Annotated in this window: 20 protein-coding genes and 1 riboswitch; of the genes, 9 read left to right on the top strand and 11 right to left on the bottom strand. The window is 56.0% G+C overall.

Annotated elements, in window-relative coordinates; genetic code table 11:
• Nucleotides 1-2: 2 nt before the first annotated feature.
• Genes MRY16398_RS19930 through MRY16398_RS19940 form a run of 3 tightly spaced genes read right to left on the bottom strand, consistent with a single transcriptional unit; the run spans nucleotide 3 to nucleotide 2,672 of the window.
• The gene (locus MRY16398_RS19930; protein WP_039077165.1) at nucleotides 3-779 is read right to left on the bottom strand and encodes an ABC transporter ATP-binding protein; all 777 of its coding nucleotides are present in this window, start codon (nucleotides 777-779) and stop codon (nucleotides 3-5) included.
• A complete protein-coding gene (locus MRY16398_RS19935) occupies nucleotides 776-1,591 on the bottom strand; it encodes an ABC transporter permease (RefSeq protein WP_039077166.1) in 816 nt (271 codons plus the stop codon). Before MRY16398_RS19935 ends, MRY16398_RS19930 begins: the two co-directional genes overlap by 4 nt.
• Nucleotides 1,592-1,613: 22 nt before the next feature.
• Entirely contained in the window at nucleotides 1,614-2,672 is a 1,059-nt protein-coding gene (locus MRY16398_RS19940) for a putative urea ABC transporter substrate-binding protein (protein ID WP_039077167.1), read from the bottom strand.
• A 57-nt stretch (nucleotides 2,673-2,729) separates the two neighbouring features.
• Nucleotides 2,730-2,828, bottom strand: a riboswitch (guanidine-I (ykkC/yxkD leader).
• Nucleotides 2,829-3,051: 223 nt separating this feature from the next.
• On the opposite strand from MRY16398_RS19940, the gene MRY16398_RS19945 reads away from it, so the two are divergent.
• The 3 genes from MRY16398_RS19945 to rimO all read left to right on the top strand — a co-directional run bounded on the left by MRY16398_RS19945 (nucleotide 3,052) and on the right by rimO (nucleotide 6,029).
• Nucleotides 3,052-3,675, top strand: a complete 624-nt coding sequence (locus MRY16398_RS19945; protein ID WP_079498345.1) for a glutathione S-transferase family protein — start codon at nucleotides 3,052-3,054, stop codon at nucleotides 3,673-3,675.
• A gap of 512 nt (nucleotides 3,676-4,187) precedes the next feature.
• Nucleotides 4,188-4,547: a hypothetical protein gene (locus MRY16398_RS19950; RefSeq protein ID WP_125125067.1), complete on the top strand. Its 360-nt coding sequence runs from the start codon at nucleotides 4,188-4,190 to the stop codon at nucleotides 4,545-4,547.
• A gap of 156 nt (nucleotides 4,548-4,703) precedes the next feature.
• On the top strand, nucleotides 4,704-6,029 hold the full coding sequence (rimO, locus tag MRY16398_RS19955; RefSeq protein WP_039077169.1) for a 30S ribosomal protein S12 methylthiotransferase RimO: 1,326 nt from the start codon (nucleotides 4,704-4,706) through the stop codon (nucleotides 6,027-6,029).
• 37 nt (nucleotides 6,030-6,066) lie between these two features.
• Here the strand turns inward: rimO and MRY16398_RS19960 are convergent, their stop codons facing one another.
• Together MRY16398_RS19960 and MRY16398_RS19965 are read right to left on the bottom strand one after the other, a co-directional pair.
• Nucleotides 6,067-7,407, bottom strand: a complete 1,341-nt coding sequence (locus MRY16398_RS19960; RefSeq protein WP_125125068.1) for an MFS transporter — start codon at nucleotides 7,405-7,407, stop codon at nucleotides 6,067-6,069.
• 39 nt (nucleotides 7,408-7,446) lie between these two features.
• Nucleotides 7,447-8,400, bottom strand: a complete 954-nt coding sequence (locus tag MRY16398_RS19965) for a 2-hydroxyacid dehydrogenase (RefSeq protein ID WP_071196047.1) — start codon at nucleotides 8,398-8,400, stop codon at nucleotides 7,447-7,449.
• Between the two features lie 97 nt (nucleotides 8,401-8,497).
• On the opposite strand from MRY16398_RS19965, the gene MRY16398_RS19970 reads away from it, so the two are divergent.
• A complete protein-coding gene (locus tag MRY16398_RS19970; protein WP_039077172.1) occupies nucleotides 8,498-9,385 on the top strand; it encodes a LysR family transcriptional regulator in 888 nt (295 codons plus the stop codon).
• Here MRY16398_RS19970 and gsiD read toward each other — a convergent pair.
• The 5 genes from gsiD to iaaA are packed head-to-tail and all read right to left on the bottom strand — an operon-like array spanning nucleotide 9,375 to nucleotide 15,651.
• Nucleotides 9,375-10,286, bottom strand: a complete 912-nt coding sequence (gene gsiD / locus MRY16398_RS19975) for a glutathione ABC transporter permease GsiD (RefSeq protein ID WP_039077173.1) — start codon at nucleotides 10,284-10,286, stop codon at nucleotides 9,375-9,377. The two genes, MRY16398_RS19970 and gsiD, sit on opposite strands and share 11 nt — an antisense overlap.
• A 2-nt stretch (nucleotides 10,287-10,288) precedes the next feature.
• The gene (gene gsiC / locus MRY16398_RS19980; protein WP_039077174.1) at nucleotides 10,289-11,209 is read right to left on the bottom strand and encodes a glutathione ABC transporter permease GsiC; all 921 of its coding nucleotides are present in this window, start codon (nucleotides 11,207-11,209) and stop codon (nucleotides 10,289-10,291) included.
• A 47-nt stretch (nucleotides 11,210-11,256) separates the two neighbouring features.
• On the bottom strand, nucleotides 11,257-12,795 hold the full coding sequence (gene gsiB, locus MRY16398_RS19985; protein WP_039077175.1) for a glutathione ABC transporter substrate-binding protein GsiB: 1,539 nt from the start codon (nucleotides 12,793-12,795) through the stop codon (nucleotides 11,257-11,259).
• 32 nt (nucleotides 12,796-12,827) lie between these two features.
• Nucleotides 12,828-14,699, bottom strand: coding sequence for a glutathione ABC transporter ATP-binding protein GsiA (gsiA, locus tag MRY16398_RS19990; RefSeq protein ID WP_039077176.1), 1,872 nt, complete (start codon nucleotides 14,697-14,699; stop codon nucleotides 12,828-12,830).
• Between the two features lie 10 nt (nucleotides 14,700-14,709).
• Complete coding sequence (gene iaaA, locus MRY16398_RS19995; protein ID WP_125125069.1) at nucleotides 14,710-15,651, bottom strand: beta-aspartyl-peptidase; 942 nt, start codon at nucleotides 15,649-15,651, stop codon at nucleotides 14,710-14,712.
• A gap of 203 nt (nucleotides 15,652-15,854) precedes the next feature.
• Here iaaA and moeA point away from each other — a divergent pair, with 203 nt between their 5' ends.
• Nucleotides 15,855-17,087 (top strand): molybdopterin molybdotransferase MoeA, encoded by a 1,233-nt coding sequence (gene moeA / locus MRY16398_RS20000; protein WP_110295672.1) that lies wholly within the window; start codon nucleotides 15,855-15,857, stop codon nucleotides 17,085-17,087.
• A gap of 1 nt (nucleotide 17,088) precedes the next feature.
• Nucleotides 17,089-17,859, top strand: a complete 771-nt coding sequence (gene moeB, locus MRY16398_RS20005; protein ID WP_107222918.1) for a molybdopterin-synthase adenylyltransferase MoeB — start codon at nucleotides 17,089-17,091, stop codon at nucleotides 17,857-17,859.
• Nucleotides 17,860-18,577: 718 nt separating this feature from the next.
• On the opposite strand, the gene fsa is transcribed toward moeB, so the two are convergent.
• Nucleotides 18,578-19,240 (bottom strand): fructose-6-phosphate aldolase, encoded by a 663-nt coding sequence (fsa, locus tag MRY16398_RS20010; protein WP_108701764.1) that lies wholly within the window; start codon nucleotides 19,238-19,240, stop codon nucleotides 18,578-18,580.
• Nucleotides 19,241-19,374: 134 nt separating this feature from the next.
• Here fsa and MRY16398_RS20015 point away from each other — a divergent pair, with 134 nt between their 5' ends.
• The 3 genes from MRY16398_RS20015 to MRY16398_RS20025 all read left to right on the top strand — a co-directional run bounded on the left by MRY16398_RS20015 (nucleotide 19,375) and on the right by MRY16398_RS20025 (nucleotide 23,716).
• Entirely contained in the window at nucleotides 19,375-20,274 is a 900-nt protein-coding gene (locus tag MRY16398_RS20015; RefSeq protein ID WP_125125070.1) for a glycyl-radical enzyme activating protein, read from the top strand.
• A gap of 4 nt (nucleotides 20,275-20,278) precedes the next feature.
• Nucleotides 20,279-22,711: a formate C-acetyltransferase/glycerol dehydratase family glycyl radical enzyme gene (locus tag MRY16398_RS20020; RefSeq protein ID WP_071195625.1), complete on the top strand. Its 2,433-nt coding sequence runs from the start codon at nucleotides 20,279-20,281 to the stop codon at nucleotides 22,709-22,711.
• Nucleotides 22,712-22,903: 192 nt separating this feature from the next.
• Nucleotides 22,904-23,716 (top strand): Cof-type HAD-IIB family hydrolase, encoded by an 813-nt coding sequence (locus tag MRY16398_RS20025; protein WP_125125071.1) that lies wholly within the window; start codon nucleotides 22,904-22,906, stop codon nucleotides 23,714-23,716.
• The last annotated feature ends 156 nt before the right edge of the window (nucleotides 23,717-23,872 follow it).

The raw sequence follows: 23,872 nt of genomic DNA on the forward strand, positions 1-23,872 counted from the left end.
AGTTAACTCCTTAATGCGTAGACGTTATCGGGCTGCGGGTCGGTCATTTCCGCCAGACGCGCTTCATTGAGCGGAATGTCATAAGTAATGCGCGCGCCGTAGGCATTGGGTTCGTGCGGGTCGATACGCACCTTGTCGAACACCAGCAGCCGGGTGCCGAGGTTAAAGCCCTCGGAGAGATCGTGGGTGACCATAAAAACCGTCATCCGGGTTTCGCCCCACAGTTGCAGCAACAGGGCGTGCATATCTTTGCGAATACCGGGGTCGAGTGCGCCAAAGGGCTCATCAAGCAGCAACACGCGCGGTTGCATAATGAACGCCTGGGCAATAGCAAGGCGCTGTTGCATACCGCCGGAGAGCTGGGCCGGGTATTTATCCAGCGCCTGCCCAAGGCCCACTTTTTGCAGCATCCACACGGCACGCTCCCGTGCCTCACGTTTGCTGGCGCCAAACAGACGTCCCAGGAAGCGCGCATTCGGCAACTCAAGACCAATGGTGACGTTATCGAGCACGTTTAAATGGGGAAAGACGGAGTAACGCTGGAAGACCACGCCACGGCTGCGGTCCGGCTCAGCCTGCAACGGCTTGCCATCAAGCAAAATGGTGCCGCGACTCGGCGCTTCCTGGCCCAGCAACAGACGCAGAAAAGTCGATTTCCCGCAGCCGGATGCCCCCACCATTGAGCAAAACTCCCCGGCATTGACCCGCAGGTTGAGGCGTTCGAGCACCACATGGGCGCCATATTCTTGCCAGATATTGTTGATTTCGATAAAACTCATGCCTTCCCTCCTTCCGCCCAGGGAAAACAGGTTTTATGCAACTGGCGCAGGCCGAGGTCCATCAGCCATGCCAGCAACGTTATCCACACCACGTAGGGGATGATGACGTCCATCGCCATATAGCGGCGCACCAGAAAAATGCGATACCCCAGCCCTGCCGTTGAGGAGATGGCCTCTGCCGAGATAAGGAACAGCCAGGCCGATCCCAACAGCAGGCGCAGCGAGGTCAACAGGCGGGAGAGAAGCTGCGGCAGTACCACCCGCAGCACCAGCGTCCAGCTTGATGCGCCCAGCGTTTGCGCCTTGATCAGGATTTCCGGCGGAATTTCGCAGGCGCGATGCTCAAGGTCGCGGGCGAGCATCGGGGTGATACCAATCACAATCAGCATCACTTTTGACAACTCATCCAGCCCGAAGACAATGAACAGCACCGGCAGGATCGCCAGCGGCGGGATCATCGACAGCACGGTCATCAGCGGCGAGAGCGAGGCGCGCCACATCGGAAAGACCCCGGCGGTAATGCCCAGGCACAGACCAATCAGCGAGGCAATCGCCAGCCCGGTCAACAGACGCGCCAGGCTCACCAGCGTATCCATCCAGAAGAGGTAGTCGCCGCTGCGTTTATCCGGGGTGAACGCCATTCGCGACATTGCGTCCAGCATCTGCTGCATGCCAGGCAGCAGCTTATCCTGCGGGTTGGCCTCCAGCCGCACCGCAGAGCCCAGAAAGTACGCCGCCAGCAAAATGACGAAAGGCAGCAGAACAAGCGTCAGACGCATGCCCCGGGTCGGATGGCGGTTAATGTGTCGCATGGCGTGAGTTCCTGTCATTCGCTCAAAGCTTGCCGTCGGCGGCCATCTTCACGAAGCTGTCGTCAAAGCGCAGCTTCACGTTGGCGGCATCCCCGGCAGAAACGTTGCCCGGAAAGGCCATGCCGATGAAATCCGCACTTTGCGCGCCGTCACCCAGCAACCCTTTTTCAAAGGAGAATGCCGCAACGCGCTGCATGGTTTTCGCCAGATCCGGGGAGCTGATAAACGCCAGATTATCGGCCGGGGTGTAGAAGAGATGGGTGGTTTTAAGCTGCGCCTGATAGCCCGCCAGATCGGTTCCGGACGCCGCCGCCATGGCGCTCAGCGCCTCTTTATTCTGCGCTTTCATCTGCGCCATCATTTCGTACCATGCGCCAGTCAGGGCTTTGCCCAGCGCTGGGTTATCTTTCAGGGTCTGGGTGTTGACCACCATCATGTCGATAAGCTCGCCAGGTACCTGCGAGGAGCTAAAGACTTCGGTGGTTTTCGGCGTGCCTTTGATAACCGACAGTTGCGGGTTCCAGGCTACAGCCGCCTGCACTTTCGGGGTGGCGAAGGCAGAGACGATATCGGCATCGGAGGTATTCACCACGGTGACATCTTTTTCTGCCAGACCGGCTTTCTCCAGGCCGCGCACCAGCAGATAGTGGGAAACGGACAGTTCAGGCAGGTAGATCTGCTGGCCTTTCAGGTCCTTGAGGGTTTTGCCCTCGCCTTTCATCACCACGCCGTCATTGCCTTCGGAGTAGCTGCCGAGAATAAGCGCGGTGCTATCCACGCCGCCCGCCGCCGGTATGGTCAGCGCATCCATGTTGGTCATGGTGCAGCCATCAAACTGGCCTGCGGTATACTGGTTAATAGATTCGATATAGTCGTTGAGTTGTACGATATTGATTTTAATACCGTATTTGTCGGCCCATTTATCAATGATTTTGCTGTTACTGATGGTGCCCCACGGCATCCAGCCTGCGTAGATGGTCCAGCAGACATTGAACTCTTTCTTCACGGCGGCAAAGGTTGGGAGAGTGGTCAGCATGACCAGCGACAGCACGAGAGAGCGGAGTAATGGAGATTTCTTCATTATTGACCTCTGATTGGTACAAAAAAAGGGGGCAGCGCGACACCCACTGGTGCTGCTGTCTCCCGGGTTTTTGTCCCGCCGTGTAACCTCTCAGAGGTCGCCAGCTCTTGGACCAGACATCCGCCTTAGCGAACCGGAACCCTAGCCAGCTATTTATCAAATTGTGTGTTGCACTGCGTTAGCGTTATTGCAAGCACTATGCCAGGTTGCGATTAATGACATTTCAGTAACTTAGCGATAACTCAGGGCAAACGTACCCATTTTGGTGAACCAGAATGAGGCAGCGCACCATGCTGGTGCTCAAGGGCCCTGTAGCCAGGTGATGCGCTGCTGGTGTATTGTTTTTAAACGATTAATCTCGCAAAAGGCGATTCGCGTCATGCTGAAAATATTGGGTAAAACGTCTTCAATTAACGTGCGTAAAGTGTTGTGGACCTGCGAAGAAGCGGGGCTGGCGTATTCACAGGAAGACTATGGCAGCGGCTTTGCCTCGACGCAGACGGACGCCTTCCGGGCCATGAACCCAAATGCGATGGTGCCGGTACTCCTTGATGATGACTTTATCCTGTGGGAATCCAACTCCATTTGCCGCTATCTGGCACGTAAAGCGGGCCGCGACGATCTGCTTCCTGGCGAACCGCGAGCTTGCGCGAATGTGGAGCACTGGATGGACTGGCAGGCCACCGACTTTAATAGCGCATGGCGCTACGTTTTTCCGGCACTGGTGCGTAAAAACCCTGACTACAACGATCAGAATGCGATTGCCGCCGGTATCAGGGAGTGGAATCACTGCGTCGGTATTCTCGACCAACAGTTGCAACGCACGGGCGCCTGGGCCGCCGGGGAGACGTTCACTCTTGCCGATATCGTGCTGGGATTGTCGGTGAACCGCTGGAAGATGACGCCCTTTGAACACCCGGATTTCCCGGCAGTGGAGGCATGGTTTGAACGGTTAAATCTGCGCCCTGCTTTCCTGCGCTATGGAAATAACGGTACCCCGTGATGCAACGCTTTCTATGTAGAGATATATAGAGAGTAGAGAAAATCCCCATGTGCATGAAATCCGGGATCTGCTCATGGGGGCATGCAAATGCATGATGCTTTACGCCGCCACTGTTTCACACGGGCGTTCACACGAGCGCAGCGGCACAAATCATACTCTGTCTGATTTTTATACTATGTTGACGGCCATCACAACGCACATTTAGCCAAAATTTAGCGATAAATATGGCAGACAAGATATCATTAGCAAGCTATTATTTATCTCGTAAATCATTATGTTTCTGCGTAATTCCGTGTTGTCTCTATGCCGTTCGTCCGAGCGGCTTTTTTTTGGTTTTTATATTTACACGCAAACACCGGAGCCTTTTCGGTGCAAATTCAATCCGCAGAGATATCCTTTAGAGGTATTTCCCCCAGCCCGATTTCGTACCCCGAAATACCCCGTTAACGGTTTATGAAGAACCACGAAGTGCGTGTTATGTTAATGCCATACACCGTATTACAAGGGTCGCTATGAACACGTTTCCGCTGCCAGTCGCTATTCATAAGCACAATGCAGATTCCGCCGTACAGCTTCAGCATTATCTTGAGCAAAACCGACAAAATCCGGCGCTTATCCCTATTCTGAACATGGACTTAACCTTCATCAGCCCGCATGCGCGCTCAACCAACGATTTCGTTATCAGCAGGGTTGAGCATCTACACGACAATACATACGTCCTTTATTATCAGATTAACTATTTCATCTTTAATTTATGCCAGGACATGAATATTGAAGATGTTTATGAAACCAGTATCAGCTTCAATGTCGTTCAGGATTATTTAACGTTTACCGTTATTCATGCTGACCGGGATACGGTTGATGAATTTTGATAGCGGCAATTTTCGTCGTATTAAATTATAACGAAGCCGTTGCCAGGCAGGCAGTCGTTTTTTCACCCTGCCCGGCCGAGAATCCTCTATAAATCTCCCGGCGTTATCTGTACAATCCCTGCCCTGAGCATCCCTTAACTGATTATTTTTTGAACTATGAGCAATGTGACCCTGCAGCCGAAAATCGGCTTTGTTTCTCTCGGTTGCCCGAAAAACCTCGTTGACTCCGAGCGCATCCTCACCGAACTGCGCACCGAAGGCTATGACGTGGTACCGAGCTACAACGACGCCGATATGGTTATCGTCAACACCTGCGGCTTTATCGACAGCGCGGTACAAGAGTCGCTGGAAGCCATTGGCGAAGCCCTTAATGAAAACGGCAAAGTGATTGTCACCGGCTGTCTGGGCGCCAAAGTCGATCAGATTCGTGAAGTCCATCCGAAAGTGCTGGAAATCACCGGTCCGCATAGCTACGAGCAGGTGCTTGAGCATGTGCACCACTATGTGCCGAAACCGAAGCACAACCCGTTCCTGAGCCTGGTGCCGGAACAGGGCGTCAAACTGACCCCTCGTCATTACGCGTATCTGAAAATTTCCGAAGGCTGCAACCATCGCTGCACCTTCTGCATTATTCCCTCAATGCGTGGCGATCTGGTAAGCCGTCCTATTGGCGACGTTTTAAGTGAAGCCAAACGTCTGGTGGATGCGGGTGTGAAAGAGCTGCTCGTTATCTCCCAGGACACCTCCGCCTATGGCGTGGACGTGAAGCACCGTATGGGCTTCCACAATGGCGAACCGGTAAAAACCAGCATGGTTGGCCTGTGCGAACAACTGGCAAAACTGGGTATCTGGACGCGTCTGCACTACGTCTACCCTTACCCGCACGTTGATGATGTCATTCCGCTAATGGCAGAGGGCAAAATCCTGCCGTATCTGGATATTCCGTTGCAGCACGCCAGCCCGCGTATCCTGAAACTGATGAAACGTCCTGGCTCCGTGGATCGTCAACTGGCGCGCATCAAGCAGTGGCGCGAAATCTGCCCGGAACTGACCCTGCGCTCGACCTTCATTGTCGGCTTCCCTGGCGAAACCGAAGAAGATTTCCAGATGCTGCTCGATTTCCTCAAAGAAGCGCGTCTGGACCGCGTTGGCTGCTTCAAATACAGCCCGGTAGACGGTGCGACCGCCAACGAACTGGCCGATCAGGTGCCGGAAGAGATCAAAGAAGAGCGCTGGAACCGCTTTATGCAGCTCCAGCAGCAGATTTCCGCTGAGCGTCTGCAGGAAAAAGTGGGCCGCGAAATTCTGGTCATTATCGATGAAGTCGATGAAGAAGGGGCAATTGGCCGCAGCATGGCGGATGCACCGGAAATCGACGGCGCGGTCTATCTGAACGGGGAAACGAAAGTGAAACCGGGTGATATCATCCGCGTGAAAGTTGAAAACGCCGACGAGTACGATCTGTGGGGTAGCCGCGTCTAACCCTGTCGCCGCCTGTTTCCAGGCGGCGTCTTTCTCTTTATGCCGCGTCAACACGTTCAAAGCGTGTCGCAATCACTACGTAACTCACCACCGCCAGCACACCGTGCGCCGCCACAAACCACAACGCGTTATTAAACGAGCCGGTCACCGTCACCACATAACCGATCACCAATGGTGTCACGATCCCGGCAATATTACCGATGCCGTTAAACACGCCGCCGCACAGGCCAATCATGGTTTTCGGCGCAACATCGGACAATACCGCCCAGCCCACGGCCGCGAAGCCTTTACCGAAGAACGCCATTGCCATCAGGAAAATTACCGCGCTGTTACTGTCGACGAAATTGGCGAATACCAGCATAGTGGACAGCCCCATTCCCAGCACAAAGGGTGTTTTACGGGCACGGGAAGGATGCATGCCCCGGCTAATCAGAATGTCAGACAGATAGCCCCCCAGCAGACCGCCGGTAAAGCCACAGATGGCAGGCAGTGCGGCAACCCACCCCGCCTGCATGATGGTCATACCACGCCCCTGAATCAGGTAGATGGGGAACCAGGTAATAAAAAAGTAGGTCAGCGCGGTAATACAATACTGCCCCAGGTAAATGGCCCACAGGTTGCGGTTGGTAAACAGACATTTGGCATCGCGCAGCGAGGTTTTCTTCGCCTTTGCCGCCCCTTCACTGTCCAGATCCACCAGCGCCCCGCCCTCGCGCATCAGGTTTTTCTCTTCTTCTGTCAGACGCGGGTCTTTATGCGGCTCCTTATACCACGCAAACCAGACGGTCGCCAGCACCAGCCCCACTCCCCCCATCCACAGAAACACATGCTCCCAGCCCCATGCATGGGTCAGCCAGGCCATGATCGGCGTGAAGACCACTACCGCCATGTATTGCCCGGAGTTAAACAGCGCCGAGGCCACGCCACGCTCACGCGTCGGGAACCAACTGGAGACGATACGGGAGTTTGCCGGGAATGCGGGGGATTCCACCAGGCCCAGCATAAAGCGCATCAGAAACAGGGTCATTGCCGCCAGACTACCGGTCATCCCGATCCAGCCCACGGTACCCTGTAGCATAGTGAACACGGACCACAGCACCAGGCTCATGCCGTAGACTTTTTTGGCACCAAAACGGTCCAGTAGCCAGCCGCCGGGGATCTGCCCTAGCGCGTAGGCCCAGGCGAAAGCGGAGAAGATCATCCCCAACATCATCGGGTCGAGGCCCAGCTCTTTCACTACCGAGGTGCCAGCAATCGACATGGTCGCGCGATCGGCATAGTTGATAACGGTGATGATGAAAATCAACCCCAGCACCCAATAGCGGTGATGTCCGACCCGTTTGACCTGCTCCAGCGAGACATCCATTTGTTTGCTCATTGTTTTCTCACTTTTATTTGTAGGGTTCAGAAACGATGGCTATACCCGGTGTGGCGGCACGTTGCCGCTAAAACAGGCCGCCAGATTCGCCAGCACAATGTTGCCCATCTCCAGGCGAGTCTGAACGGTCGCGCTGGCGCGGTGCGGCTGCAGGGTGACGTTATTGAGGGTGAAAAAGCCTTCCGGTACGTGCGGCTCATGGGCAAACACATCCAGCCCGGCTCCGGCAATACGCTTGTGGGTCAGGGCATCAAGCAGCGCCGCTTCATCCACCAGCTTGCCGCGCGCCACATTGATGAAATAGCCCTCGGGCCCCAGCGCCTCCAGCACCGACTCACTGATGATCACCTCGCCGCTATCGGCAGAGGCCGCAAGCACCAGAACATCTACTTCCTGCGCCAGCGCCTGAATATCAGCAATAAAGGTGTAATCAAGGGCGGCAATCGGCGCGAGGTCGGTATAGAGAATACGGGCGTCAAAGGCGGCGACCCGTCTGGCAATGGCCTGGCCAACACGCCCCATGCCGATAATCCCCACCGTCGTGCCAGTGACTTTGCGCGCCAGCGGCAGGTTGGTTTGCGGCCAGCGCCCCGCACGGACGACCTGCTCACCTTCGCTCATTTGTCGCAGGGTGGAAATCAACAGTCCCAGCGCCATATCCGCCACGTCATCGGTCAGCACGCCGGGTGTAGTGGTGACATAGATACCGTGCTTTGCGGCATACGCCAGGTCGACGGCATCTGTGCCGATACCGCTGATGGCGATAATTTTAAGCGCCGGCAGAGATTCCATTATCTCCCGGGAAAGCCCTTTTGCGCCGCCGGTCACCACGCCTTCAATCAGTGGGCCAATATCTGCCAGCATTTTTTGCGGCTCGCTCGCCTGGTAAAGACGATGCACTTCGTAATCGCGTCGTAATATTTCATCAATTGGTGCTGGCACCGCCTGGGTTAATAAAATGTGTGTTTTTTGTTGAGCAAGATTATTCGTCATATCTATCATCCGTCGCGTAGTTAATAACCAGATGATGGACAGGGCAATAATTCATGTCTAATATAAATCCGGTATTCATTAATATAAGAATTGAATTATGGATTTACATCAGTTGCGTTGTTTCATCGCCGTTGCTGAAGAATTGAACTTCGGACGCGCCGCAGCCCGCCTGCATATGACCCAGCCGCCGCTCAGCCGCCAGATACAGCTTCTGGAGAAGAGTCTGGGCGGAGCGTTGTTTGAAAGGAATAACCGTCACGTGCAGCTTACCCATATGGGTCAACATTTGCTGACGGAGTCACGATTAATACTGAAATTAGCAGACCGACTTGAATCCTCCGTTCAGCAATGTGCATCCGGCGAAATCGGCACGTTATCTATGGGATTTACGGCGGTATTTGCCTGGAGTTTTATTCCGCAGTTGCTTAAAGCGCTGTCGGTGAAATTACCGGGGGTGGATTTCCGTCTATTTGAGCAGGTCTCGCACAAACAAATTAGCTCTGTCGAAAATAACAGTATTGACGTTGGTTTTGTGCGCCATGTCCCACCCAACCCGCTGCTGGCGTATCAGCCTCTGCAGGGGGAGACATTTGTCGCCGCCTTTCACTGCGATCACCCGCTGGCACGCAAGCGAAAAATTCCCCTCAGCGCCTTTAACAATGAGCCCTTTTTTCTCTACAGCCCCGATGAAGCGCGCCACTTTTACGACCGCATTACCGACCTGTTCGTCTTTAACGACATCACGCCGGATTTTAAATATCAGTTGGCCCAGACCCACACGATCCTCGGAATGGTGAATGCCGGGCTCGGATGCGCCATCGTGCCTGCATCATCGCGCGCGCTGGGCATGGCCAATGTCACCTTTATGAACATCGAAGGGGTCAATATTCAGGCACACAACTTCCTGGTGTACTCAAAGGCCAATCCAAACCCGGTGCTTCCCGCGTTTCTCAAGGCCCTGAGTGAGGTATTAATTACCCTTTGATTTTGGGATCCAGCGCGTCCCGGAGCCCGTCGCCCAGCAGGTTAAACGCGAGCACGGTCAGGAAAATCGCCAGGGAGGGGAACAGCGCGACATGGGGAGCAATCACCATATCCGCGCGTGCTTCATTGAGCATGGCGCCCCACTCCGGTGTGGGCGGTTGCGCCCCCAGTCCGAGGAAGGAGAGGCTCGCCGCCGAAATGATCGACGTGCCAATACGCATCGTGAAATAGACGACGATCGACGACACCGTACCAGGCAGAATATGGCTAAACAGAATGGTCATATCGCTTGCGCCAATACTGCGCGCCGACTCGACAAAGGTCTGATGTTTAAGGACCAGAGTATTGCCGCGCACCAGCCGGGCGAAAGCCGGAACAGAGAAAACCGCCACGGCAATGATGACATTCGCCATACCGCTGCCCATCACCGCTACCACGGCAATCGCCAGCAAAATACCGGGAAAAGCGAACAGCACATCGCAAATGCGCATGATGATGCGATCCCACCAGCCTTCGTAATACCCGGCCAGCAAGCCCAGCACGGTACCAATCAGCGCGCCAATCAGTACCGCCAGCACCCCGGCGGCAAGCGAAATTCGCGCCCCCAACAGCACGCGGCTAAAGATATCGCGGCCCAGGGAATCCACGCCAAACCAGTGCAATGGCGATGGTCCGTCATTAAGGCGGTCGTAATCGAAATAGTTTTCGGCATCGAAGGGGGCAATCCAAGGGGCGACGATAGCCAACAAAATCAGAATCAGCACAAACAACCCGGCGGTCATCGCCAGGGGCTGACGACGAAAACGCCGCCAGAACTCATGCCACGGGGTACGCACCTGGTCCGGTTTCAGCCCAGGCATGGCGTTTAAAATCGCCGCTCGACGCCAGTTTAACAATCGCATCCTTACTTGTACCTGATAGCGGGGTTAATGGCGGCGTACAGCACATCCACCACTAAATTAATAAGAATAAACTCCAGCGAGAAGAGCAGAACTTCCGCCTGGATAACCGGATAATCGCGCATATCAACGGAGTCCACCAGCAAACGCCCGAGGCCGGGCCAGTTGAACACTTTCTCGACGACAATCGAGCCGCCAAGCAAAAAGCCGAACTGTAGCCCCATCATGGTGATCACCGGGATCAGCGCATTGCGCAGGCCATGCTTGAGTATGACCCATTTTTCGCTGAGCCCTTTGGCGCGCGCGGTACGCATGTAGTCTTCATTGAGCACATCGACAAAGGACGCGCGAGTAAAGCGCGCCATTACCGCGGCCACGGCGGCCCCCAGCGTTATCGACGGCAAAATATAGTGCCGCCAGCTATCGGCCCCGACCGTCGGCAACCAGCCCAGCTCCACGGAAAAGACCTGCATCAGTAGCATGCCCAGCGCAAAAGCCGGAAAGGAGATCCCGGTCACCGCCAGCGCCATGCCGAGCCTGTCCGGCCAGCGGTTACGCCATACCGCGGCGGCAATCCCCGCCACCAGGCCAAACAGCATTGCCCAGGTCATACTGGCGATGGTCAACCAGAACGTCGGGAAAAAGCGGCTGGCGATCTCTTCCACTACCGGACGGCGGGAAGCCATCGAGATACCGAAATCACCCTGCAGCACATTAACAATGTAGTGCCCGAACTGGATATAGAGCGGCCTGTCGAGACCTAATTGCTGGCGTACCAGCCCAATCACCTGCTCATCGGCCTCCGGCCCGGCGATCAACCGTGCCGGATCGCCCGGTAAGAGGTGAACAAATAAAAACACCAGCACCGCCACGATCAGTAGCGTCGGGATAAGACCCAGAAGGCGTTTCAAAACATAATTCAGCATCGTCTCTTCCGTCACTCCCCTCTCACGAAGAGAGGGGACATGCGCTCTTATTTCAGGTCGGCCTCGTCAAAGCTAAAGCCGGTGTCCGGCATGATGTAGAACCCTGTCAGGTTCTTGTTGTGAGCGGAAACCAGCTTCTCCACCACCAGCGGCACCCAGGGGGACTCTTTCCAGATGATATCCTGCGCATCCTTGTAGAGCCTGGTTTTTTCCTCATTATTGGTGGTTTTCAGCGCGTCGGCCAGGTCTTTATCCACCTGCGGGTTGCTGTAGAACGCCGTGTTGAAGAGGGTTGGCGGCCAGTTCTGCGAGGCGAACAGCGGCGACAACGCCCAGTCGGCTTCCCCGGTCGACGCCGACCAGCCCGTGTAGAACATCCTCACGCCGCTCTCTTTCTGCCCTTTCGCTTCCACTTCCGCCGCACGCTGTCCGGCATCCATCGCCGTCACCTGCGCTTTGATACCCACCTGCGCCAGTTGCTGCTGGGTAAACTGCAGCACTTTTTGCGCGGTACTGTGGTTATGCGATGACCACAGCGTGGTGCTGAACCCGTTTGGATAGCCAGCCTCTTTCAACAGTTCGCGGGCTTTTGCCGGATCGTAAGGCCACGGCTGGTAGGTTTGCGCATTCGCCAGTGACGGTGGAACAATGCCGGTTGCCGGTGTTGCATACCCGGCAAACGCCACTTTCACCAGCGCCTGACGGTTAATGGCGTAGTTGATGGCTTCACGTACTTTCGGGTTGTCGAACGGCTTTTGCGTTACGTTCATGCTGATGTAGCGCTGCATGATCGAGGGGCTGGCCACTAGCTCCAGTTTGCTGTTTTTCTGCAGCACTGCCGCCTGCTCATAGGGAATCGGGAAAGCGAACTGCGCTTCGCCCGTCTGCAACATCGCCGCTCGGGTGTTATTGTCGACCACCGGACGCCAGGTGATGGTGTCCAGTTTCGGCAGCCCTTTTTGCCAGTATCCGGCGAATTTCTTCACCTTCACAAAGTCGGTCTGGTTCCAGGTGTCCAGTTCATAAGGACCTGTCCCCACCGGGTGAAAACCAATGTCCTTACCGTATTTTTCCAGCGCGGCAGGCGAGATCATCGCCGTCGCCGGGTGGGCCAGGATATTGATAAAGGCCGAGAACGGCTGTTTCAGGGTGATTTTGACCGTTGTCGCATCCACCGCATCGGTTTTGGCGATGTTTTTATAGAGGTTGTAGCGCTTGAGCGCATTTTCCGGATTACTCGCGCGATCGAGGTTCGCCTTCACCGCCTGGGCGTTAAAGTCGGTGCCATCCTGGAATTTCACACCCTGACGCAGCTTGATGGTATATACCAGCCCGTCATCCGACACCGTATAGCTTTCGGCGAGCACATTATGCAGCTTCATGTCTTTATCAAGGCCAAACAGCCCCTGATAGAATGACTTAGCGACAGCCTGCGACAACGTATCATTGGCATTGTAGGGGTCGAGAGTGGTGAAATTTGACGCCACTGCGACCACAACATCTTTGGCAGCCAGTGCTGGCGCGGCGCTCAGCGCGATGGCAACTGCGAACGCAATCTGCCATTTACGTGGTAAAGGTTGTGTCATGTTGTTCTCCTGAGTGTCCCTGCCTGTTTCTGTCAAAAACGTGATTGTGTGCTGCCCGGTGTCGAACGGGCGACGAAATGACCCGGGCCGATGTTATGTAACTGCACACGCTGTACCGTCTCGCCGCGTTTATGGATGTTGCTGGGGATTTCATCCGACAACAACACCCGTTGCGCCCTCGGGTGAGACGGGTCGGCCACCGGAACGGCGGCCATAAGTTTACGGGTGTAAGGGTGCTGCGGGTTCTCAAACACGGCGCGACGTGGGCCAATTTCCACAATCTGACCGAGATACATCACCGCCACACGGTGGCTGATTCGCTCCACAACCGCCATGTCATGAGAGATAAACAGAAACGCAATCCCCATCTCCCGTTGTAAATCGAGTAACAAATTAATGATTTGCGCACGGATCGAGACATCCAGTGCCGAAACCGATTCGTCTGCCACCACCACGCGCGGGTTTAAGGCCAACGCTCTGGCAATACAGATACGCTGGCGCTGACCGCCGGAAAACTCATGGGGATAACGCCACGCATGTTCCGGTTTCAGCCCGACACGTTCCAGTAACCACAGCACGCGCCGCTGGGCATCTTCTTCATTCATTACGCCATGCACCCGCAGCGGCTCCATGATGGAATAGCCCACGGTCTGCCGGGGGTCGAGGGAGGCGTAGGGATCCTGAAAAATAAACTGAATGTCCCGACGCAGTGGCTGCAACTTACTGTCGGGAAGCGTATCGATACGCTCGCCTTTAAAGGTAATCACCCCGCTCTGGCTTTCCACCAGCCGCAGCAGCGCCCGCCCGGTCGTCGACTTGCCGCAGCCGGACTCCCCCACCAGCGATAACGTTTCGCCGGGCCACAGGTCGAAGCTCACCCCTTCCACCGCATGCACTTCTCGGGTGACGCGATTTAACACCCCGCTGCGCAGCGGGAAGCGCGCCACCAGGTCGCGAACCTGCAGAATCGGCTCGCCCGCCACCACGGTGTCCTGCTCGGTTTCCGGCTCCTGATTTTCAGGATGTTGTAACGAAACCAGCGGAAAACGACGCGGCAGATCGCTGCCGTTCATCGCGCCAAGGCGCGGCACCGCCGCCAGCAAGGCTTTCGTGTAAATATGCTGCGGTGCGCTAAAAATCTCTTCTACGGTGCCCGTTTCCACCGCTTCGCCCTGATACATCACCAGCACGCGGTCGGCAATATCCGCCACAACCCCCATATCGTGGGTGATAAAAATCACCCCCATCGCCATCTCTTTTTGCAGCACGGCGATAAGTTGCAGAATCTGCGCCTGGATAGTGACATCCAGCGCCGTGGTCGGCTCATCGGCAATCAGCACCGCCGGACGGCAGGAGAGCGCCATTGCAATCATCACCCGCTGGCGCATACCGCCGGAAAGCTGATGCGGATAACGAGACAAAATGGCCTGTGATTCAGGGATGCGCACCAGGTCCAGCATTCGCCGGGCTTCCGTTATCGCCTCTTCTTTGCCCAACCCCTGATGCAGACGGATGGATTCGGCAATTTGCTCACCCACCGGAAAGACCGGATTCAGTGAGGTCATAGGCTCCTGAAAAATCATAGCAATGTCGGCCCCACGCACGCCGCGCAGGCGAGAGGCGTTGAGCGTCGCCAGATCGACACGCTCCCGGTTACGGCGCAACAGGCGCATATGATCGCAACTCACCTCGCCGCCGGATTGTTCCAGCAGGCGCAGTAGCGACATGGCGGTGACCGACTTACCGGACCCCGACTCCCCGACAATCGCCAGCGTTTCACCGCGTTTGAGGGTAAACGACAGGTTACGCACCGCCTGGGTGAGCTGTTTGTCATGGCGAAACGCGACATTCAGATTGCTGACATCCAGCACCACATCGGCGTCTGTTTCATACCCGTGCGACACCCTACTCTCCTTATTCACGATAAATCCCTACGCTTGGCGCATCTCCGGCATAGCCCCAGGCGCGATACATCCCTTCACTGTTAAAAGGCAGTGCAATGTTACCTTCACGATCGACGGCAATCAGGCCGCCGCTACCGCCCAGCGCAGGCAGTTTTTCCATTACCACCGCCTCACAGGCTTCGTGCAGGCTTAAACCGCCGTAATCCATTAACGCGGCGATATCATAGGCAGCCAGCGTGCGAATAAACACCTCCCCGGTTCCGGTGCAGGAGACCGCCACGCTGGCGTTGTTGGCATAACATCCCGCGCCGGGCAGCGGACTGTCCCCTACCCGACCCGGTAATTTATTGGTCATGCCGCCTGTCGAAGTCGCCGCCGCCAGGTTTCCCTGCTTATCCAGCGCCACCGCACCGACGGTGCCCATTTTTTTCGTTTCATCCAGCGGCGCACCGCCATGATCCAGCACGGTCTGCCCCTCGGCACGGGCGGCAAGAAGCTGCTCGTAACGCTCTTGCGTCGAGAAAAGCTCGGGCGACACCGGCTCCATCCCTTCGGCAAAGGCGAAGTTCTCCGCCCCTTCCCCCACCAGCAACACATGGGGGCTGCGCTCCATCACCAGACGCGCCGCCAGCACCGGGTTACGTAAGCGGCTTACACCGGCGACGGCCCCCGCGCGCAGCGAATACCCGTCCATCACGCAGGCATCCAGCTCATGGGTTTCATCGCGGGTAAAAACAGAACCAATGCCCGCGTTAAACAGCGGACACTCTTCGAGTAAGCGCACGGCCTCAGTCACCACGTCCAGCGCGCTTTCACCAGCATTGAGCATCTTCTGGCCGGTTTCGACAATGGCCGATAGTGCGGCAATGTACTGTCGTTCTTTTTCCGGGCTCAGTTGCGCGCGGGAGATGGCCCCTGCGCCACCGTGAATTGCAATTACCGCTTTGGTCATTTTTTTATCGCCCGGTCAGGATAGCTTGCTGCTTTTTCTATAAATATCATTATCGTCGTCACAGCTTCATACAATTTTTGAATATAGAAAGTCGATCTTGCGATGTAAAGCAGGCATCTCACTATGGCTCTTGAGGAGTACATGCAGTCAGGCCTCATTTTCTGCCATAATGGCTCCTTTCACGCGTGGTGCTGGAGTAAATTATGGAATATACCGCAGGCTTGATCCCGCTGGATTCAGCCCTGGCGCAAATGCTGTCCCGCGTTTCGCCACTCACCGAGAGCGAAACCCTACCGTTGCTGAGCTGTTTTGGTCGCGTTGTGGCGCAGGATGTGATTTCGCCGCTGAATGTGCCGGGCTTTGACAATGCCGCCATGGACGGTTATGCCGTACGCCTGGCCGATATCGAAAAAGGTGAACCGCTGCCGGTTGCCGGAAAAGCGTTCGCCGGGCAGCCCTTTCACGGCGAGTGGCCTACAGGCACCTGCGTGCGCATCATGACCGGTGCCCCTGTGCCGGCTGGCTGCGAAGCCGTAGTGATGCAAGAAGAGACTGAGCAAACCGACGCGGGCGTGCGCTTTACCGGTAAGGTTAAAGCCGGGCAAAACATCCGCCTGTTGGGTGAAGATATTCGCGCGGGCGCCGCCGTGTTCAGCGCCGGGAAGAAACTGACCGCCGCCGAACTTCCGGTGCTCGCCTCGCTGGGCATTGCCGAGGTGCCAGTCGTCCGTAAAATCCGCGTGGCGCTCTTTTCCACCGGCGATGAGCTGCAACTGCCTGGTCAGCCGCTGGCGGACGGACAAATCTACGATACCAATCGCCTGACGGTTCACCTGATGCTGGAACAACTGGGCTGTGAGGTCATCAACCTTGGTATCGTGCGTGACGATCCGGCCACACTGCGCGAAACTTTTATCACGGCTGACCAGCAGGCCGACGTGGTGATAAGCTCCGGCGGCGTGTCGGTGGGGGAAGCGGATTACACCAAAACTATCCTGGATGAGCTGGGTGAAATCACCTTCTGGAAGCTTGCTATCAAACCTGGCAAACCGTTCGCCTTCGGCCATCTCAAAAATAGCTGGTTCTGTGGCTTACCCGGTAACCCGGTCTCTGCCGCTCTGACCTTCTACCAGTTAGTACTGCCGCTGCTGGCGAAGCTGAGCGGTAATACCGCCAGCCCACTGCCGCTACGCCTGCGCGCCCGCGCGGCAACCCGCCTTAAGAAAACACCGGGTCGCCTTGATTTCCAGCGCGGCATCCTCAGCCGTGATAGCGACGGAGAGCTGATTGTCAGCACCACCGGCCCGCAAGGTTCACATATTTTCAGCTCCTTTAGTCAGGGCAACTGCTTTGTGGTGCTGGAGCGTGAGCGCGGTCATGTGGAAGCCGGTGAATGGGTCGAGGTTGAAACCTTTAACCATCTCTTCGGAGGCTAAGATGGCAGACGAGTTGAGCGATGAAGAGATGCTGCGCTATAACCGGCAGATTATTCTGCGCGGCTTCGATTTTGATGGCCAGGAGCGGTTAAAAGCATCACGCGTGCTGGTGGTGGGATTAGGCGGTCTTGGCTGCGCAGCCGCACAGTATCTGGCTGCGGCGGGGGTTGGTCAGATGACGCTGCTGGATTTCGATACCGTGGCGCTCTCTAATCTCCAGCGCCAGACGTTGCACAGCGACGCGACAATTGGCGAGCCGAAGGTGGAATCCGCCAAAGCTGCCCTGGCGCGAATCAATCCGCATGTTCAGCTCGACACCCTTAACGCCCTGCTGGATGAAAGCGCCCTGTCAGCGCAGATTGCCGCCCACGACCTGGTGCTGGATTGCACGGATAATGTCGCCATTCGCAATCAGCTCAACGCCGGGTGTTTTGCGCAGAGTATTCCGCTGGTCTCCGGTGCCGCCATTCGTATGGAGGGGCAAATCAGTGTCTTTACCTGGGGGGACGGCGAGCCCTGCTACCGCTGTCTGAGCCGTCTGTTTGGTGAAAACGCGCTGACCTGTGTCGAAGCAGGCGTGATGGCGCCGCTGGTGGGGGTGATGGGTTCATTACAGGCGCTGGAAGCGATTAAAGTGCTGACGCGCTTTGGCGTGCCCGCCGCCGGGAAAATCGTGATGTATGACGCGATGACCTGCCAGTTCCGGGAAATGAAGTTGCTGCGCAACCCCCAGTGTGAGGTGTGCGGAGGTAAACAGCAAAAGGCAACGTAAGTTGCCTTTTTAGTGTTTGCTCCCTCTCCCGTGGGAGAGGACCGGGGTGAGGGCATCAGACCGCACAGGGTAAATTGCCCGGTAGATGCTGTAAACGTCTTCAACCTTGTTAGCCACGGCTAACTCGTTTTCCCACATAGCAACCATAGCGACATCTTTGTCCCCCCCTGGCGCAGAGCGTACAGCGAGGGGGTTAAGTCCCCGCTGAAATCGGTGAGACGAAGACCTGATGACAAGGTCAGGCCGCCAGGGATGGCGGTCTGAGGTTTGTCGAGACAGGACAAAATCGTCCGGAACGATTTTGAACAACGCAACGCGTTGGCCCGAAGGGCGAGCCCCAGGGATGGGGCGAGTAACTCGAGTCAAACCGACCGCAGGCAGCGGGGCGGGAGGCGAACGCAGTGCGAAGCACCGATTTCTTTGCGGGGCCGCGGGGATTGTAAAGGGGAACGCGGTGTTCCCCTTTACCCGTTCACGTGTTCAGGAGGTCCATTTCGCCATGAACATAAGGTGAACGGAACCCACCTCCCGAGCCGCATTTTCCCCCTCACCCTGGCCCTCTCCCCAAAGAGGAGAGGGGACCGTTCGTGCTCGCGTTTTTTGTTGGGATTCCTCAGCCCCGGGGGAGAGGGAGAAAACCGGTGGTAGCCCGGATCAGGCGCTTACGCCGCCATCCGGGAAAGACATTGATGTGGAACCCTGTGTAGCCCCCACAGGGTTAAATTGATGTCCGGCCAAACGCCGCTTGCCAGTCCTGCTCAAACTTCGCGACAGCAGCCTCTACCGCGGGCGCGGCGATAAACTGTTGCGCCACATCCAGCGGCAGCGTAATCGACTCACAGCCTGCCAGCAGACACGCCAGCGCCTGGCGTGGTGTCTTAAAGCTGGCCGCCAGCACCTTCGCCCCTGGCGCATGCAGGCTCAACAAACGCTGTAAATCATTTACCGTCTGAACTCCGTCACCGCCCTGCGCATCCACGCGGTTCACATACGGCGCGACATACTCTGCCCCCGCGAGTGCGGATAACAACCCCTGCCCGGCGCCGTATACCGCCGTGCCAAGCGTTGGAATGCCTTCCGCTTTCAGACATTTAATGGCTGCCAGCCCCTCCGCCGTCACCGGCACTTTCACCACCAGGTCGGGAATAATGGCACGCAGCTTATGGGCATCCGCCACCATCCCCTCAGCGGTGTTCGCCATCACTTGGGCAAACAGGCGGCCTTTGCCATCCAGCGCGTCGTACAGTTGCGGCAGCAACACCTCAACAGGCGTTTTGCCTGCCGCCACAATACTCGGATTGGTGGTCACGCCCGCCAGCGGAAAAATGCGCGCCAGCCGTTTTACCGCCGCCACGTCTGATGTATCGAGATACAGTTCCATTCTTTCACCCTCAAAATGTGAGATTCAGCATGCTTTAAAACTAACACGCACCAACCTGCCCTGGAGTTGACCTTTATCAATATAACTTTCATTCGAAAGTAATTTAATCTTCATACGCAAGATGAGGGCAACTTATGATTTTCAATATTCAACGCTATTCCACCCATGATGGCCCCGGTATTCGCACCGTCGTCTTTCTAAAGGGCTGTTCATTAGGCTGCCGCTGGTGTCAGAACCCGGAGAGCCGCGCCCGCGAACGCGAAGTGCTGTTCGACGCCAGACTGTGCCTGGAAGGCTGCGATCTTTGCCAGCAGGTGGCCCCGAAAGCCATTAGCCGGGCGCTTAACGGCCTGCTTATTGCCCGTGAAAATCTGACGGATAGCGACCTTAACGCTCTGACCGACTGCTGCCCGACGCAGGCACTGACCGTCTGCGGGGAAGATAAATCCGTTGAGGACATCATGGCGACAGTGTTGCGTGATAAAGCCTTTTATACCCGCAGCGGCGGCGGTATTACCCTTTCCGGCGGCGAGCCGTTTATGCACCCGGAACTGGCTTTTTCCCTTTTTAAAGCCAGCCACGAACACGGGATCCACACTGCCGTTGAAACCTGCCTGCATGTGCCATGGCGCTACATTGAGCCCTCTGTGCCCTATGTGGATCTGTTTCTCGCCGACCTGAAACATGTTGATAGCGGCGCGTTTAAACAGTGGACCGACGGCAGCGCCAGACGCGTGCTGGATAACCTGAAACGACTGGCGCAAGCCGGTAAGCAGATGACCATTCGCGTACCGTTGATTCCCGGCTTCAATGCCGATGAAAAATCCATTGCCGATATTACCAATTTTGCCGCCGACGAACTGAACGTCCGCGAGATCCACTTTTTGCCCTATCACACGCTGGGCATGAATAAATACACCTTACTCAGTCAACCCTACACCGCCCCTGACAAGCCGCTTGATGCACCGGCGTTACTGGCATTCGCCCAGAACTACGCCTGCGAGAAAGGGCTGACAGCGATATTACGAGGATAATCTCATGACGACGTTACAACTCTCGACCCTGACCGACCGTATTAAGGCGCATAAGAACGCACTGGTGCACATTGTAAAACCTCCGGTGTGTACCGAGCGTGCGCAGCACTACACCGAGATGTATCAGCAGCACATGGATAAGCCCATTCCGGTACGCCGCGCGCTGGCGCTGGCCCATCATCTGGCGGCGCGTACCATCTGGATCAAGCACGACGAGCTGATCATCGGCAACCAGGCAAGCGAAGTGCGCGCCGCGCCGATCTTCCCGGAATATACCGTCAGTTGGATTGAAAAAGAGATCGATGACCTGGCAGATCGTCCAGGGGCTGGCTTTGCGGTAAGTGAAGAAAATAAACAGGTGCTGCACGCCATTTGCCCGTGGTGGCGTGGCCAGACCGTGCAGGATCGCTGCTACGGTATGTTTACCGATGAGCAAAAAGCGCTACTGGAAACCGGCATCATCAAGGCCGAAGGCAATATGACCTCGGGCGATGCGCATCTGGCGGTGAATTTCCCGCTACTGCTGGAAAAAGGGCTGGACGGCCTGCGCCATAAAGTGGATGAACGCCGTTCACGTATTAACCTTACCGTTCTGGAAGATTTGCACGGTGAGCAGTTCCTGAAAGCGATTGATATCGTGCTGGATGCCGTCAGCCTGCACATTGAGCGTTTCGCCAACCTCGCCCGTCAAATGGCCAGTGCAGAAACCCGCACCAGTCGCCGCGATGAACTGCTGGCGATGGCGGAAAACTGCGATGTGATAGCCCATGAGCCGCCGAAAACCTTCTGGCAGGCACTGCAACTGTGCTACTTCATTCAGTTGATCCTGCAAATCGAATCTAACGGCCATTCTGTCTCCTTTGGCCGTATGGATCAGTATCTGTATCCGTACTATCGCCGCGATGTGGAGCTGGACCAGTCGCTTTCCCGCGAGCAGGCCATTGAAATGCTGCACGGCTGCTGGCTGAAATTGCTGGAAGTGAACAAAATCCGCTCCGGCTCGCACTCCAAAGCCTCTGCGGGCAGCCCGCTGTATCAGAACGTCACCATTGGCGGTCAGAAACTGGTCAACAATGCGCCGATGGATGCCGTGAACCCGCTCTCTTACGCGATTCTGGAATCCTGTGGCCGCCTGCGTTCAACCCAGCCGAACCTCAGCGTGCGCTACCACGCGGGCATGAGTAACGACTTCCTCGACGCCTGCGTACAGGTGATCCGCTGCGGCTTCGGGATGCCGGCGTTTAACAACGATGAAATCGTGATCCCTGAGTTCATTAAGCTTGGCGTCGAACCACAGGATGCGTATGACTATGCGGCGATCGGCTGTATCGAAACCGCCGTCGGTGGCAAATGGGGGTATCGCTGCACCGGGATGAGTTTTATCAACTTTGCCCGCGTGATGCTGGCAGCGCTGGAAGGCGGTCGCGATGCCACCAGCGGCAAAGTGTTCCTGCCGCAGGAGCATGCGTTGTCGAAAGGCAACTTCACCCACTTCGACGAGGTGATGGCCGACTGGGATACGCAGATTCGCTACTACACCCGGAAATCGATTGAGATTGAGTATGTTGTCGACACCATGCTCGAAGAGAATGTCCACGATATTCTCTGTTCCGCGCTGGTGGATGACTGTATCGAGCGGGCGAAAAGCATTAAACAGGGTGGCGCGAAATATGACTGGGTGTCCGGCCTGCAGGTGGGCATCGCCAACCTCGGCAATAGCCTGGCGGCGGTGAAAAAACTGGTCTTCGAACAGGGAGCCATCGGGCAACAGCAGCTTGCGGAGGCGCTGGCCGCTGATTTCGACGGTCTGACGCATGAGCAGTTGCGCCAGCGTTTGATTAACAACGCGCCGAAGTATGGCAATGATGATGATAGCGTGGATGCGCTGCTGGTACGCGCTTACCAGACCTATATCGATGAACTGAAAAATTACCATAATCCACGTTTCGGACGCGGCCCGATTGGCGGCAACTATTACGCGGGGACATCGTCTATTTCCGCCAACGTGCCATTTGGTGCGGCAACCATGGCGACGCCGGACGGACGTAAAGCCAAAACGCCGCTCGCCGAAGGGGCCAGCCCGGCATCGGGCACTGACCATCTCGGCCCGACAGCGGTGATCGGTTCAGTGGGGAAACTGCCGACGGCGGCGATCCTCGGCGGCGTGTTGCTTAATCAGAAGCTAAACCCGTCAACGCTTGAGAATGACAGTGACAGGCAGAAACTGATGTTGCTGTTGCGCACGTTCTTTGAGGATCATAAGGGCTGGCATATTCAGTACAATATTGTGTCCCGTGAGACGTTGCTGGAAGCGAAGAAACACCCGGATCAATATCGCGACCTGGTGGTGCGTGTAGCAGGGTATTCCGCTTTCTTTACCGCCCTGTCACCGGATGCGCAGGATGATATTATCGCGCGCACCGAGCATACGCTTTAACCCTGGCATGACCTCTGCGGTCTGGTGCCCTCACCCCGGCCCTCTCCCACGGGAGAGGGTGCAAACACCAAAAACGGCAACCAGGGGGGTTGCCGTTTTGCTTTCACCTTGCTTTCGAATGAAATAAATTTGTGCTTCAGGTCACACTGTTATTACAATGTTACGAGTGGTACCCAGACCAGGAGCTTATGTATGACTGTAAAAGTTATCGTCACTGATATGGACGGAACTTTTCTTGACGACGCCAAACAATACGACCGCGATCGTTTTATGGCACAGTTTGCCCAACTCAGGCAGCGTGATATTGAATTTGTCGTCGCCAGCGGCAATCAGTATTACCAGCTCATCTCCTTTTTCCCGGAACTGAAAGACCAGATCTCTTTTGTCGCCGAAAACGGCGCGCTGGTCTTTGAACACGGTCAGCAACTGTTTCACGGTGAACTTACCCGTCATGAAGCCCAGGTCGTTATCGGCGAGTTACTGAAAGACAAAGCGCTGAATTTCGTCGCCTGTGGGCTGGAAAGCGCCTGGGTCAGCGAAAACGCGCCGGATAGCTTTATCGACCTGATGGCAAAGCACTATCATCGTCTGCAACGCATCAGCGACTATCACCAGATTAACGATACCCTGTTCAAATTCTCGCTCAATTTACCGGACAGTGACATCCCACAACTGATTGATAAACTGCATGTTTCGCTGGATGGCATCATGAAGCCTGTGACCAGCGGCTTTGGTTTTGTCGACCTGATTATTCCCGGTCTGCACAAAGCCAACGGCATTACCCGTCTGCTGAAACGCTGGCAGTTGTCGCCGCAAGAATGTGTAACGATTGGCGATAGCGGCAACGACGCCGAAATGTTGCGCATGACGGCGTTTTCGTTCGCCATGGATAACGCCAGCGACGCTATCAAAGCCATTGCCCGTCATCGCACCGATGACAACAACCACCAGGGCGCGCTGAATGTGATTCAGGCGGTACTGGACGGTGCTCCCCCGTTCCAGTGATTTTCCCGGCCGGAGTCGTCGCTCCGGCCTCTCCCCTTCTCTCTTTCCCTGCCCTTCTTTCAGCTTTGTGCTCTGCATCAAGTTTTTAAACTTGCATTAACTTATTTTTAACTTAAATTATCACTTGTAAGCTTAATTACTTTCGAATGAAAGATT

The organism is Phytobacter sp. MRY16-398 (genome assembly GCF_003925915.1).
Taxonomy (GTDB): domain Bacteria; phylum Pseudomonadota; class Gammaproteobacteria; order Enterobacterales; family Enterobacteriaceae; genus Phytobacter; species Phytobacter diazotrophicus.